This window comes from Streptomyces sp. NPDC088254 (genome assembly GCF_044740925.1).
GTDB lineage: Bacteria > Actinomycetota > Actinomycetes > Streptomycetales > Streptomycetaceae > Streptomyces.
In genome coordinates this window covers 1,130,542-1,143,840 of the sequence record NZ_JBIURQ010000001.1, presented here as the reverse complement: position 1 = coordinate 1,143,840, position 13,299 = coordinate 1,130,542, and the positions used below count along the sequence as shown (strand labels likewise).

Sequence of the window (13,299 nt, the reverse complement as noted above, 5' to 3'; positions counted from 1 at the left end):
CAGGCCGGCGTGCGGGCTCAGAACTTGCCCAGCAGGGCTTCGAGCCCGCGGTCGACCGCACTCGTGAGGTCCTCGCTGCCCGGGGCGACGACAGCGTGGCTGCGGAGCAGGAAGCGGCGCAGGGCGGCGGTGTCGAACTGGAGCAGGGCGAGCCCCATCGGCGAGTGGAACTCCACAACGGTGCGCTCCGGTCCGCACGGCCAGATGTGCACGTCACCGCCGCCGGCCGGGCCGTTCAGCCCCTCCTCCAGCAGTGCGCGCCCGAAGGTCCAGGTGACCGGCTCGCCCTGGAGCGCGGCCTCGGGTGGGAAGTCCAGGTGCACGGCGAGCGGGTCGGCGGAGGTGTAGCGCAGGGTCGCGGCGACGGACACCTCCCGCTCCTCCTCCGTGAAGAGCCGGGCTCGGGCGGACTGTCGGACGGTGACGTGAGCTAGGTCCATGGTCGGTCTCCGCAGCGGTGAGAGAGGTCGGCCGTTTCGGCGTGGTGCTTGTAGGACTTCGCAACGGGCCTCCGCATTACGCGGAATGGACGGCGAATTGATGTGACCTGCGTCACGCACGGGTGCTCCGCAGGGCCGGGATCGCCGGCAGGCCGCCGTCCTGCGGCGCACCCGCGCACACATGGTCGTCGAACACCTGCGCACCACCCGTCGCACACCTATCCAGATCCACCAAGTCACGTACGCGGACTACGACTTAACCTGCCTCCCGAGTACACCGTTCGCACCCCATGACCTGGACATGAAGACCCTGGCATATGCCAGCCGCATCACCGGATCGGGTGTTGCCAAATCCCTTACACCGCGTGGCGGGCTGTGCCAGAGTCGTAACGGCCCCTCTCGCCCCGGCCGTCCCGTCCCCCATCGGAGTGCGTCATGCCGTCCCCCCTCTCCGCGGACCGCCCCGCCGCCCAGCCGCCAGGGCGTGGCAGGGTCGACGCTCTGATCACGCAGACGCGACGGCTCACGGGCGAGGTGGACGCCGTACGACGGGACGCGCAGGGCGCCGGGTCCGACCCGCAGGGCCGATGGCAGCGCGCGCTCTACGACCTCGCGTTACGGCAACTCGGAGACCTGCACGCACACTTGGCCCAGCTACGGGACGGCCCCTCCCCCACCGGCGGAGCCACGCCCGCGCCCGCCGGCCGGCGTGACCCCCTGATCGGCCCGGTCGGCAGCGCCGAGTGGAACCTGCTCACCGACGACGCCCTCTGGTCGGCGGAGCTGTACCGCCTCCTCGGCCGTGACCCGGCCGCGCCTCCGCTCACCCTCGACGAACTCCCCTCACTGGTCCTGGAGGAGGACCGCCGCGCCCTGACGGCGATGGTCACCGCCTGCCTCGTCGACGGCCGCCCCATCGACGGGGAATTCCGGATCGTCCGGCCGGACGGCGAGACCCGCGCCCTGCACATGATGGGCGAGCCCGTGGTCGACGCCGACGGCGGCACCTGCGCGATGTGGGCCGTGCTCCGCGACGTCAGCGTCCTGCGGCGCGGCAGGCGAGAGGTGAGCGAGAGCCGCGACTCACTGCGCCTGCACCGTCAGGCGGCCCGCGCCGAGCGCCGATGGGCGACCGAACTCCGGCAAGCCGAACTGCCGCCCGCACAGGGCGCGCTGCGCCTGCCTCACTCCGGCCCCCGCGGTCTCGACCTCTCCGCCCTCCGCCTCCCCGCCCGCGCGGGTTCACCGCTCGGTGGGGACTGGTACGACGCCCTCGAACTCCCCCACCACGAGACGCTGTTGAGCGTGGGCGGTCTCACCGGGCAGAACCCGGCCGTCGCCTCCACCATGGCGATGCTGCTGGGCGCCCTGCGCGGCATGGCCATGGCGGGCACCCACCCCGCCCAACTTCTCACCTGGCTCGACAAGTTACTCGAAGGCGACGCCCAGCCGGCCCTGGGCAGCGCCCTGTGCTGCCGCTATCTCCCCGACCGCCGCACCCTGTTGTGGGCGCGGGCCGGGCACCCCGCCCCGCTGCTGTTCCGCGCGGGGAAGGGGCGCCGGCTGGCCGGAGCGGACGGCGTCCCGCTCGGCGCCACCCCGGGCGCCGCCTACGCTCAGGCCGAGGAGACACTCCAAGAAGGCGACCTGGTCCTGCTGCACACCGACGGACTGATGTCCGGGGGCGGCACACCGGCCGACGTGGAGGACCGCCTCCTCTGCCTCGCCCCCCGGCTGCACGGCACGCACACCGCACAGGACTGCGTGCGGCTGGTCGTCCAGGAGTGCGGCGAGAGCGGACCAGAGGACGACGCCTGTCTGCTCGTCGCCCGGGTGACCGCTCCCGACCACACCGGCACTCCCTGAGCGGCCGTCTTCCCCGCCGCTTCACCGGCCGGCTCACAGCCAGGCGCTGTCGCCGCTGCCCCCCTTCGCCTTGGTCTTCGGCAGTGCCTGGCGGATCTCCTCCCGCAGCTCGCCGATCCTCGGGGAACCGGAGTACTCGGCCGTGAGCCGGTACATCTGGCGCAGCCGGTCCCAGGTGCGGCGTGAGGAGTTCTGCCCCATCGACACCAGCGCGAGGCGCGCGAACCGGTCCGCCTGTTCGGGGTCGTCGGCGATGAAGCACGCCGAGGCCATTGAGAGGAAGTCGAAGATCTTCGACCGCTCCTGGGCGTCGACCCGCAGCGCCAGCGCCTTGTCCGCGTAGTGCTGGGCGTGGACGGCGGCGCCCGGCTCGAACTCCGCCAGCGTGCGATAGGCCAGGGCCTGCATGCCGTACAGATCCGCCTCGTTGAACAACTGCATCCAACTGGGCGGCGGCACATCGCTCTTGTCGGAGACGAACAGGTCCTCCGCCTGGCCGAGGGTGCGGCGCACGGCCTGGCTCTTGCCCATCGACGCCTGCGCCCAGGCCTCGATGGTGTGGAACATCGCCCGAGTGCGCGGCAGTACCTGGTCGCCGGAGCCGGACTGGGCGAGCTTCATCAGGTCCAGGGCGTCATCGGGACGGCCCAGGTGGACCATCTGTCGGGCCGCCCGGGACAGCGCCTCGCCGGCCCGGGGCCGGTCGCCTCCCTCACGCGCGGCGTGGGCGGCGATGACGAAGTACTTCTGCGCCGTGGGCTCCAGGCCGACGTCGTGCGACATCCAGCCCGCGAGGACGGCCAGGTTGGCGGCGACGCCCCACAGGCGCCGCTGGAGATGGGGCGGGTGGCGGTAGGCGAGCATGCCGCCCACCTCGTTGAGCTGGCCCACCACGGCCTTGCGCTGGAGTCCGCCGCCACGGGCGGCGTCCCAGGCCCGGAACACCTCCACGGAGGATTCCAGTTCGTCGACCTCGGCCGCCCCCACGGGAGCGGCCTCGTAGCGGTCGTAGCCGGCCGGTTCGGCCCGGACGAAGGAACGGCCGACGACAGGAGCGTCGGCGGAGAGGATGGGGTCGGTGTGCAGCCAGTCGTACATGGCGCTGCTGAGTGCTGATCCCGCGGCGAGCACGGCACCCGCGCCCACCAAGCCGCGTCGGTTGAGCATGAGGTCCATTCCCGTGAATTCGGTGAGGACCGCGGCGGTCCGTTCGGGCGCCCACGGCACGCCGTCGGGATGTTCCTCACTCCCGCCGCCCCGCCGTTTCCCCGCACGCCCGTGCCGTACCAGACCGAGGTCCTCAATGGTCACGACACGGCCGAGACGCTCGGTGAACAGGGCCGCCAGCACCCGCGGCACCGGATCGCGCGGGATCTCTCCCATGTCGATCCACCGCCGCACCCGGGAGGTGTCCGTCGCCAGCTGGGGGTGGCCCATGGCCGCCGCCTGCCGGTTGACCAGCCTCGCGAGTTCCCCCTTGGACCAGCCGGCCAGGCCGAACAGGTCCGCCAGGCGGGTGTTTGGTTGTCCGCTCACGTCAAGCCCCCAGGTTCTCGGCTGAGTTGACAGTAGCCCGCAAAAGTTGCCGGGCGACTATTCGCCAGGGTTTCGCCAGGGTGCGCCAGATGGTGTGCCACTGGGCGACGGGTGTCAGGTAGGAACGCGCCACCCCGACCCGGTCGCCGAGGGACATTCCCCAGGGTGCACCCGCAGGGGCCGGTCGGGGCAGCGCCGTCACGTCCGGCACACGAAGGGATCTGTCTCGCCCATGTACACAGCATCGTCCTCCGTGTCCGCACCGCCCCGGTCGCCGCGCATCCGTCCGGGCGGCGGCCCGTACCTCGATCCCGCCCGGCCCACGCCCCCCGTGCTCGGCGCGGGCCGCGGCCGGCGCCCCGGAGTGCTCGGCACGCAGCCGCTCAGCGGGCGACTGGACCTGTCCGGCCCCCAGGGCGCCCAACTGCGCACGGCGATCGCGTCGGTGCACCGGATCTGCCCGGAGTTCGCGCCGGTGCAGGTGCTGCGCCGCAGCGGCCGCTCCGTGCTCCTGGTCGGCACGACGGGACGGAGCACGGCCGTCGCCAAGTGTTTACTGGACCACTCCCCGGTGTGGTCCGAGCGGATCCGGCACGAAATAGTGGCATACCGCACGTTCGTCCGGCACCGCCCCCCAGTGCGGGCGCCGAGACTGATCGCGGCGGATCCGGACAACTGCACCCTGGTCGTCGAGCGGATGCCCGGCCGGGTGGCGGCGCTCCAACGGCATCCGGTGGAGGCCCCGCCGAGGGCCGACATCAGAGCGGCGCTCGGCGCGATCTGCCGCCTCAACGCCTGGCGGCCCCCGGCAGGCACGTTCGACGCGCCGCTGGATTACGCGGCCCGGATCTCCCGCTACCACGAGCTGGGGCTGCTCACCGACCGGGATCTGGGTGACCTCCAGAAGCTCCTGCACGGCATCGCGGCGAGCGCCGGCCGGCAGGGCATGGGCCAGTTCTGCCACGGCGACGCCCTCCTGTCGAACATGCTCCTGTCACCGGCCGGTCCAGTGCTGGTCGACTGGGAGCACGCGGGCTGGTACCTGCCGGGCTACGACCTGGCCACGCTGTGGGCGGTCCTCGGCGACGCGCCGGTGGCGCGCCGTCAGATCAGCCAGATCGCGCAGTCCGCGGGCCCGGCCTCACGGGACGCGTTCCTGGTGAACCTGATGCTGGTGCTGACCCGCGAGATCCGCACCTACGAGACGGCCGTGCAGCGTTCCCTGCACGACGCGGCCCCGATCACCCCGGGGGCGGCCCACCCGGGCGCCGTGCCCTCCGGGGAGGAGCAGCGGCTGCTGCTGCGACGGCTGCACGACGACTGCCAGCTGGCCCGGCGGGCCGTCCGGGCGGCGGTCGGCACTCGCTGAGGATCCCTCACCGATCCCGGCGGACCAGAAGGCCCGCGGTGCGCCAGAGCGGCGGCGCACCGCGGGCCTCTGTGCGCGTCCGCTGCCTCCCGGCCCCTTCACATCTGTCGGCGCGAAACGCCCCGAACCCCCTTGACAAGGGAAATCGTCCTCCTTTGGGCATGATTGACGGACCGTCGGCAAGCCGGTACGACTGACGCACGTTCGGCCCCGCACGCCCCGCCCCGCTCGCCCGTCCCAGGAGGCCGCATTGCGAGGATCCGTCCCCGCCCCCCACACCCCCGCCGGACACCGACGCGCCCGAAGAGCCGCCGGCGCCGTCGCCTCGGCGGCCCTGCTGATGCCCCTGCTGGGCGCCGGTCCGGCCCCCGACCGGGCCTCCCCCGCCACGGCCTCCCCGGACACGCTGCAGCAGGCGTTCGCCGCCGCGGCCGAGAAGTACCGGGTGCCGCAGAGCGTGCTGCTCGCCGTCTCCTACCTCCAGTCCCGCTGGGACGCGCACAGCGGCGCGCCCAGCGTCACCGGAGGCTACGGGCCGATGCACCTCACCGACGCCCGCACCGCCCTCGCCGAGGCCCCGCACCACAGCGAGGGCAGGGAGGACTCACGCGGCGACGACGCCCGCCCGGCGCTGCGACCGCGCCCGGCCCACGTCGACGCCGTCGACCTCCCGGCCCGGCTGCGCACGCTCGTCAAGGCCGCCGAGCTCACCGGCATGAGCCTGGAGCGGCTGCGCTCCGACCCGGCGGCCAACATCACCGGCGGCGCCGCCCTCCTCGCCTTCGCCCAGCGCGACCTGGGAGCGCCGCTGAGCGCCGACCCGGCGGACTGGTACGGCGCGGTGGCCGGCTTCTCCGGCGCCGAGGACAGCGCGACGGCCGCCGCGTACGCCGACGACGTGTTCGACGTGCTCCGCACCGGCGAGGAGCGCACCACCGACGCCGGGCAGCGGGTCGCCCTGTCGCCGCAGCCGCGTATGGCGCCCAAGAAGGGGCAGCTGAGGCAGACCGGTCTGCGGGCGGCCGCCACGGAGGGCACCGAGTGTCCGGCGGGCGTGTCCTGCGAGTGGATCCCGGCGCCGTACCAGCAGTTCGGCGACGACGACTACGGCAACCACGACCTGGGCGACCGCCCGAACTCCCAGTCGATCAAGTACATCGTCGTCCATGACACCGAGGGCGGCTGGGAAGGAGTCATCAACCTGGTCCAGGACCCGACGTACGTGTCCTGGCAGTACTCGCTGCGCTCCACCGACGGCCATATCGCCCAGCATGTGAAGGCGAAGGACGTGGCGTGGCACGCGGGCAACTGGTACGTCAACGCCAAGTCGATCGGCCTGGAGCACGAGGGGTTCCTCGCCAACCCGGACTCCTGGTACACGGAGGCGATGTACCGCGCGTCGGCCCGTCTGGTGACGTACCTGGCGGGGAAGTACGGCATTCCGCTGGACCGGCAGCACATCCTGGGCCATTCCAACGTGCCCGGTCCGACGTCGGCGGCGGTGCCGGGGATGCACACCGACCCGGGGCCGTACTGGGACTGGGCGCACTACTTCGAGCTGCTGGGCCGTCCGGTGAAGGCCACGGCCCGCCGGAACAGCGCCCTGGTGACGATCCGTCCGGACTACGCGGCCAACCGGCCGGTCTTCACGGGCTGCGTCACCAAGGGCGAGCCGTGCGCGGCGCACGGCTCCAGCGAGGTGCGGCTGCACTCCGACCACGACGAGAAGTCCCCGCTGATCCAGGACGCGGGCCTGGGCACCGTGCCGGGCACCGGGGTGAACGACATCTCCTCGCGGGTCTCCACCGGTCAGCAGTACGCGGTCGCCGAACGGTGGGGCGACTGGACGGCGATCTGGTACCTGGGGCAGAAGGCCTGGTTCCGCAACCCGCCGGCGCAGCCGACGGCGGTGCCCGCGAAGGGCGTGGTGGTGACGCCGAAGGCGGGGCTGGACAGTGTGCCGGTCTACGGGCGGGCCTACCCGGAGGCGTCGGCCTATCCGGCGGGGGTGCCGGTCCAGGCGGTGTCGCCGCTGCCGTACCGGCTGCCGAAGGGCCAGCAGTACGTGGTCGGTGACAAGGTGCCGGGCGAGTACTACTACGCGGTCGGCTTCGCCACCGACACGCACAAGGTGGTGGTCGGCAAGGACGAGTACTACGAGATCCAGTTCGGGCACCGGGTGGCGTTCGTCCGCGCGGCGGACGTGACGGCGTCCGCCTCGTAGCCGTCCGGCGTGAGCGCCCGGCCCGTGATGGACAGCGGGGCGGGTGCTCAGCCCTGCTGGAAGAGCTCCGCCGGGAGCGGCTTGAGCAGCGCGTACAGGTCGTCCGTGATGGGGCGGTCCCAGGCGGCGATGGTGACGAGGACGTTGTCGCTGCGGTCGAACTGCACGCAGGAGATGCGGCTCTCGGAGAGCTTGAGGCGGCGCACGATCAGGAGGTTGTCGCCCTGCATCACCGGCATGTCCTCGGTGCCCACGACGGTCACCTCCTCGTCGTTCTCCAGGGCGAGCAGCAGCTGGGCCACCTCGAAGGGCACCTCGCCCTCCTCGACGTCCCGGGCCGGGGAGCCCTCGGGGAGGTTGCCGATGATCATCGCGGGGCCACGGCCGCCGAAGAGGTCGTAGCGCAGGAAGACGCCCTGGCAGGTGCCGTCGGGGGCGGGCAGCAGGCCGGCGCCCAGGTTGCCGGGCCAGTCGCCCGGATCCATGGCCAGGACGTCGAAGTCGGGCCCGGCGGGAGTGGCGCTGCGGCGGCGGAGGAACGACATGCCGCAATGGTACGGGGTGCCGTCCGGCGGTGGCGCGGTAGGAGCGGCGCGCGATCCGGTTGGAAGCGGGCGTCGGCCGTCAGGTCGCCGGCTGCTTGTGGCGTTCGTGGTGGCGGGCGACTCTCGCCCTGTTGCCGCAGGACGGTTTGCACCACTCCTGGCGGGGGTGGTCCTTGAGGAAGTAGCGCACGCAGCGGGGGGCGTGGCAGGCGCGCAGGCGGTGCCGGTCGGGGCCGGTCAGGAAGGCGATGGCGGCCTGGGCGAGGGCGGCGGCGAGGTCGCCGGCGCCGGGTGCCGGGCGGCGGTCGCTCACCGGGCCGGCGTCCGGCGTCCAGCGCAGGACGGGCACGGTGGGAGTGCGGGCGGCGGCCGTGTTGAGGCGGTCGAGGGCCTCGGGCACGGGCAGCAGCCGGGCGGCGTCCGCGGGGCTCGGCTCGCCGGGGCGCACGGCGTGGGCGAAGAGGGCGCGGACGGCGGCGCGCACGTCACGGACGGCGGCGAGGTCGCCGGCGTCGGGGAGGTGCCCTGCGGTGTCCGGCAGGTCGTCGGCGTGGCCGCGGATCCAGGCGGCGAGGCCTTCGGGGTCGGCGAGGTCGTCGGCGATCCCGCCGTGGCCGTCGTGCCGGACGGTGAGCGCGAGGTCCAGGGCGAGGCGGGTGTCGGCGGGCGGCATGCGCCTAATGATAGGCCCCGGGTGTGCCATTAGGGCGTGTTTCGTTCCTCCGCGGGGACGGGCGGCACGACCGCGACCGGGCTCGCCGCGTGCAGCAGGACCGCGTGGGTGACCGAGCCGAGCATGCGGGCCGGGGCCAGGAGGCGCCGGCGGTGTCGGCCCACGACGACCAGGGCGGCGTCCTTGGAGGCGGCGACGAGGTGGGCGGCCGCGTCGCCGGGGACCGGCCACGGCTCCACCCGGACCCCGGGGTGGCGGTCGCGGTGGGCGGCGAGGAAGCCCTCGGCGAGGGTGCGGGTCTCACGTTCGACGACGTCCTGGTCCACGGGCGGCGCCTGGAGTTCGCCGGGGGCGGCCCAGGTCTGGACGGGCCACGGGTAGGCGGCGACCACCTGGAGGCGGGCCTCGCGCAGGGCGGCCTCGGTGAAGGCGAAGTCGAGCGCGGCGTCGTCGGGGCTGTCCACGTGGAGGCCGACGACCACGCGGGGCCCGGGCTCCTGTTCCGGCCCTTCGACATCGCGGTCCGGCCGGGGGACGATCACCACCGGGCACTCGGCGTCACGGGCGGCGCTCATGCCGTTGGAGCCGAGCAGCAGGCGCGCGAAGCCGCCCCGCCCCCGGGAGCCGAGCACCAGCAGTTCCGCCTCGGCGCCCAGTCCGGGCAGGAGCGCGCCCGGCGCCCCGTCCAGGCCGACGTACTCGGTTCCCGTCGGGCCGGGCCGGCCCTCCAGGCGGGCGCGGGCGTCGGCGAGCACCGGGTCGCCGTCCGGCGGCGGGGGCATGACGACCGGGCCGCCGGGCGGGGTCCAGACGGCGTACTGGCGCACGTGCGCCACGCGCAGCGGTGCCCCGCGCCGGCGTGCGGCCTCGGCGGCCCAGTCCAGGGCGCGCCAGCTGTCGTCGGAGCCGTCGACCGCCGCGACGACCGGCAGGGTGCTCATGGCCCTCACCTCCGGGATACGACCTTCGTCCTGCTGGGCCAGCCTGGCTCAGCGTGCGGCGCGGGCGGGGTCGCGTGGGTCGCGTGTCCGGAATTGACGGCGGAACACCGCCGGTTCGGCCCGTCGCGGCGGGTCCGGGGGGGCGGCTTTCGACACGGCTCGGCGGGGCCGCCGGGCTCGCTCAGGTGAGGTCGAACTCCCCTTCCCGGGCCCCCGACACGAACGCGCCCCACTCGGCGGGGGTGAAGATCAGGGACGGGCTCTCGGGGCGGCCGCTGTTGCGCATCGCGACGAACCCCTCGACGAAGGCGATCTGGACATCCCCCCGGCCCCGGCTGCTGGACTGCCACTCGGCCCTGCTGAGGTCCAGCTCCGGCTTGTCCCAGCTCGCGAACGGCTGCTGTTGGATGGTGCTCTCGGCCACGTCCGTGCTCCTCCCGGTTCGTCGTCCGCGGCCAGCCTAGCGACCGGTCACCGACCCCGACAGAGCACCTGCGGGGGACCTTTCAGGACACGGGCGGCCGCGCCCCCACGAGCCACATGGAGAAGAACTGCGAGCCGCCGCCGTAGGCGTGGCCGAGGACCTTCCTCGCCCCGTCCACCTGGTGCTCGCCCGCCTGGCCGCGCACCTGGAGCGCCGCCTCGGCGAAGCGGATCATGCCGGAGGCGCCGATGGGGTTGGTGGAGAGCACGCCGCCCGACATGTTGACGGGCAGGTCGCCGTCGAGCTCGGTCACGCCGGCCTCGGTGAGCTTCCAGCCCTCGCCCTCGTCGGCGAAGCCGAGGTTCTCCAGCCACATGGGCTCGTACCAGGAGAACGGTACGTAGATCTCCGCGGCGTCGATGTCACGGCGCGGGTCGCTGACGCCGGCCTGGCGGTAGACGTCGGCGGCGCAGTCGCGGCCCGCCCGCGGGGAGACGAAGTCCTTGCCGGCGAAGAGCGTCGGTTCACTGCGCATCGCGCCGCCGAGCATCCATGCGGGCGGCCGTGGCGAACGGGCGGCCCCGGCGCGGTCGGTGAGGACCATGGCGCAGGCGCCGTCGGAGGAGGGGCAGGTCTCGGAGTAGCGGATCGGGTCCCACAGCATGGGGGATGCCTGGACCTTCTCCAGGGTGATGTCGTGTTCGTGGAGGTGGGCCCAGGGGTTCTTGAGGGCGTTGCGGCGGTCCTTGTAGGCGACGAGGGAGCCGATGCTGTCGGGCGCGCCGCTGCGCCGCATGTACGCGCGCACGTGGGGGGCGAAGAAACCGCCGGCGCCGGCGAGGAGGGGCTGCTGGAAGGGGATCGGCAGGGACAGCCCCCACATGGCGTTGGACTCGGACTGCTTCTCGAAGGCCAGGGTCAGCACGGTGGTGTGGACGCGGGCGGCGACGAGGTTCGCGGCGACCAGCGCGGTGGATCCTCCGACCGAGCCGGCCGTGTGGACGCGCAGCATGGGTTTGCCGACGGCGCCGAGGGCGTCGGCGAGGTACAGCTCCGGCATCATGACGCCCTCGAAGAAGTCGGGCGCCTTGCCGATGACGACGGCGTCGATGTCGGCCCAGGTCAACTCGGCGTCGTCGAGGGCGCGTCGGGCGGCCTCGCGGACCAGCCCGGCGATGGAGACGTCCCGTCGGGCGGCGACGTGCTTGGTCTGTCCGATGCCGACGACGGCCACGGGTTCCTTGCTCATCGCGGATCCCCTTCGAGTACGGCGACCAGGTTCTGCTGCAGGCACGGGCCGGAGGTGGCGTGGGCGAGGGCGCGGTCGGACTCGCCGCGGTGGATGCGGGCGGCGGCCTCGCCGATGCGGACGAGTCCGGCGGCCATCATCGGGTTGGCGGCCAGGGCGCCGCCGGAGAGGTTGACGCGGACGCTGTCGTCGAGGCGCAGCGCCTTGCGCAGGACGATCTCCTGGGAGGTGAACGGCGCGTGCAACTCGGCTGTGTCGACGGGGCGTTCGAAGGCGCCGGCGCGTTCGGCGGCGAGGCGGGCCGAGGGCGAGTCGGTGAGGTCGCGCACGCCCAGGGAGTGGGCCTCGGTGCGGTGGTCGACGCCGCGGATCCAGGCGGGCCGGGAGCACAGTTCGCGGGCCCGGTCGCCGGCCGCGAGGATCACGGCGGCGGCGCCGTCGCCGACGGGCGGGCAGTCGCCGGTGCGCAGGGGCCGTACGACGTAGTCGCCGTGGGGGGCCGAACCCCTGGACTGCGCGTGGCGGTTGAGGGTGGCGGCGCGCCGGTTGCGGGCGCCGATCTCGGCGAGGGCCGGTTCGTCGGCGTCGCCGGCGTCGATCAGGGCCTGGGCCTGGAGGGCGGCGAGGGCGACGGAGTCGGGCCACAGGGGAGCGACGTAGTACGGGTCGAGCTGGCGGGTGAGGACGTCGCGCAGCGAGCCGGGCGAGGACTTGCCGTAGGAGTAGACGAGGGCGGTGTCCGCGTCGCCGGTGAGCAGCTTGGTCCAGGCCTCGTACAGGGCCCACGCGCCGTCCATCTCGACGTGGGACTCGGAGATCGGGGGCCAGGCTCCGACGCCGTCGAGGGCGAGGGTGAAGGAGAAGGCGCGGCCGGCGAGGTAGTCGCTGGAGCCGGAGCAGGTGAAGCCGATGTCGGCGGTCTTCAGGCCGGTGCGGTCCAGGACCTCGTGCAGGACCGGCATGAGCATCTCGACTTCGGACAGCTCGTCGGTGGTGCGCAGGACGTCGGTCTGGGCGAAGGCGACGACGGCGATGTCGCGGACGCCGGGCGCTTCCTCGGGGACGGCCGCGTCCGAGGGGGTCATAGCAGCTCCTTGTAGGCGTCGTAGTCCGCGTCGGGTTCGCCGGTGGGCCGGTAGTGGTCGGGGTAGCGGGCACCGTCCGTCCACACGGGTTCGACGCGCAGGCCCATGCGCACCTGGTCGTAGGGGATGCCGCCGATGCGTCCGTGCAGGGCGAGGCCGGCGCCGTCGAGGGCGATGTGGGCGTAGACGTAGGGGACTTCGATGTCCAGATTCGCTGTGTGCGCAGCTTTGATGTTGACGATGCAGAAGGTGGTGACGGTGCCGCGGGGGCCGACCTCGACCTGTTCGGCGGTGGGGACGCCGCAGGTGGGGCAGGCGCCGCGGGGCGGTACGTACACCTTGCGGCAGGAGGGGCAGCGTTCCCCGACGGTGCGGCGCTCGGAGAGCGCGGCGATGTAGGCGCTCTGGGCGCGGCCCGGGGAGTAGGTGTAGTCGAGGCGGGCGTGGGCGACGACGCCGGTGACCCGGTCGTCGAACTCGCCCGTGTGGCCGTCGGGTTCGGCCGCTTCGCCGTCGTACGGCTCGAAGCAGGCGATGTCGGTGATGGCGCCGGTGCGGTCCTCGGCCCAGCGGATCCGTACGCGCATGCCGGTGTGGACGGCGTCGGGCCCCGGGGCGTCCAGGGCGTGCAGCAGGGCGGTGTCGGCGCCGTCGAGGCGGACGAGGGCCCAGGCGAAGGGGGTGCCGAGGGGCTGGCCTCGGCGGGGCTCGTGGTTCCAGGCCCAGGTGGTGACCGTGCCGGTGGGGGCTACTTCCACGAGGTCGCCGATCTCCTCGGCGGTGACGGGGTCGTACTCGACGGGTGGGACGAGGGTGCGGCCGTCGGTGGTGCGCACTCCGAGGACGACGCGTTCGCGCAGGCCGGTCAGGAAGGCGCTCTGGACGGGGCCGAGGGAGCGGGTGAAGGGGAACTCGACGACTAGGGGCGCTTTGAGCACTTCGGGCAC

Annotated in this window: 12 protein-coding genes; 3 read left to right on the top strand and 9 right to left on the bottom strand. The window is 73.5% G+C overall.

Features of this window, described 5'->3' with window-relative positions:
• Positions 1–17 precede the first annotated feature (17 nt).
• Positions 18–440, bottom strand: a complete 423-nt coding sequence (locus ACIOC0_RS04980) for an SsgA family sporulation/cell division regulator (RefSeq protein WP_402152517.1) — start codon at positions 438–440, stop codon at positions 18–20.
• A 435-nt stretch (positions 441–875) separates the two neighbouring features.
• Between ACIOC0_RS04980 and ACIOC0_RS04975 the strand changes: the two genes are divergently transcribed.
• Entirely contained in the window at positions 876–2,306 is a 1,431-nt protein-coding gene (locus tag ACIOC0_RS04975) for a PP2C family protein-serine/threonine phosphatase (protein ID WP_402152515.1), read from the top strand.
• A 33-nt stretch (positions 2,307–2,339) separates the two neighbouring features.
• Here ACIOC0_RS04975 and ACIOC0_RS04970 read toward each other — a convergent pair whose 3' ends face one another.
• Positions 2,340–3,842 carry a hypothetical protein gene (locus ACIOC0_RS04970; protein ID WP_402152513.1) on the bottom strand — a complete coding sequence of 501 codons (1,503 nt, stop codon included), beginning with the start codon at positions 3,840–3,842 and terminating at the stop codon, positions 2,340–2,342.
• Positions 3,843–4,074: 232 nt separating this feature from the next.
• On the opposite strand from ACIOC0_RS04970, the gene ACIOC0_RS04965 reads away from it, so the two are divergent.
• Both ACIOC0_RS04965 and ACIOC0_RS04960 read left to right on the top strand, forming a co-directional pair.
• Positions 4,075–5,211: an aminoglycoside phosphotransferase family protein gene (locus ACIOC0_RS04965; protein WP_402152511.1), complete on the top strand. Its 1,137-nt coding sequence runs from the start codon at positions 4,075–4,077 to the stop codon at positions 5,209–5,211.
• Positions 5,212–5,461: 250 nt separating this feature from the next.
• Positions 5,462–7,435 carry an N-acetylmuramoyl-L-alanine amidase gene (locus ACIOC0_RS04960; RefSeq protein ID WP_402152509.1) on the top strand — a complete coding sequence of 658 codons (1,974 nt, stop codon included), beginning with the start codon at positions 5,462–5,464 and terminating at the stop codon, positions 7,433–7,435.
• A gap of 47 nt (positions 7,436–7,482) precedes the next feature.
• On the opposite strand, the gene ACIOC0_RS04955 is transcribed toward ACIOC0_RS04960, so the two are convergent.
• The 7 genes from ACIOC0_RS04955 to ACIOC0_RS04925 form a co-directional block, all read right to left on the bottom strand.
• On the bottom strand, positions 7,483–7,980 hold the full coding sequence (locus tag ACIOC0_RS04955) for a hypothetical protein (protein WP_351089562.1): 498 nt from the start codon (positions 7,978–7,980) through the stop codon (positions 7,483–7,485).
• Positions 7,981–8,059: 79 nt separating this feature from the next.
• Positions 8,060–8,653 carry a CGNR zinc finger domain-containing protein gene (locus tag ACIOC0_RS04950; RefSeq protein ID WP_402152507.1) on the bottom strand — a complete coding sequence of 198 codons (594 nt, stop codon included), beginning with the start codon at positions 8,651–8,653 and terminating at the stop codon, positions 8,060–8,062.
• Between the two features lie 29 nt (positions 8,654–8,682).
• Positions 8,683–9,594, bottom strand: coding sequence for a universal stress protein (locus ACIOC0_RS04945; RefSeq protein WP_402152505.1), 912 nt, complete (start codon positions 9,592–9,594; stop codon positions 8,683–8,685).
• Between the two features lie 181 nt (positions 9,595–9,775).
• Positions 9,776–10,018 (bottom strand): DUF397 domain-containing protein, encoded by a 243-nt coding sequence (locus tag ACIOC0_RS04940; protein WP_352248499.1) that lies wholly within the window; start codon positions 10,016–10,018, stop codon positions 9,776–9,778.
• Between the two features lie 82 nt (positions 10,019–10,100).
• Positions 10,101–11,267 carry a thiolase domain-containing protein gene (locus tag ACIOC0_RS04935; protein WP_402152503.1) on the bottom strand — a complete coding sequence of 389 codons (1,167 nt, stop codon included), beginning with the start codon at positions 11,265–11,267 and terminating at the stop codon, positions 10,101–10,103.
• Positions 11,264–12,352: a thiolase domain-containing protein gene (locus ACIOC0_RS04930; protein WP_402152501.1), complete on the bottom strand. Its 1,089-nt coding sequence runs from the start codon at positions 12,350–12,352 to the stop codon at positions 11,264–11,266. The genes ACIOC0_RS04935 and ACIOC0_RS04930 overlap by 4 nt, the downstream gene beginning before the upstream one ends.
• A complete protein-coding gene (locus tag ACIOC0_RS04925; RefSeq protein ID WP_402152499.1) occupies positions 12,349–13,299 on the bottom strand; it encodes a Zn-ribbon domain-containing OB-fold protein in 951 nt (316 codons plus the stop codon). Before ACIOC0_RS04925 ends, ACIOC0_RS04930 begins: the two co-directional genes overlap by 4 nt.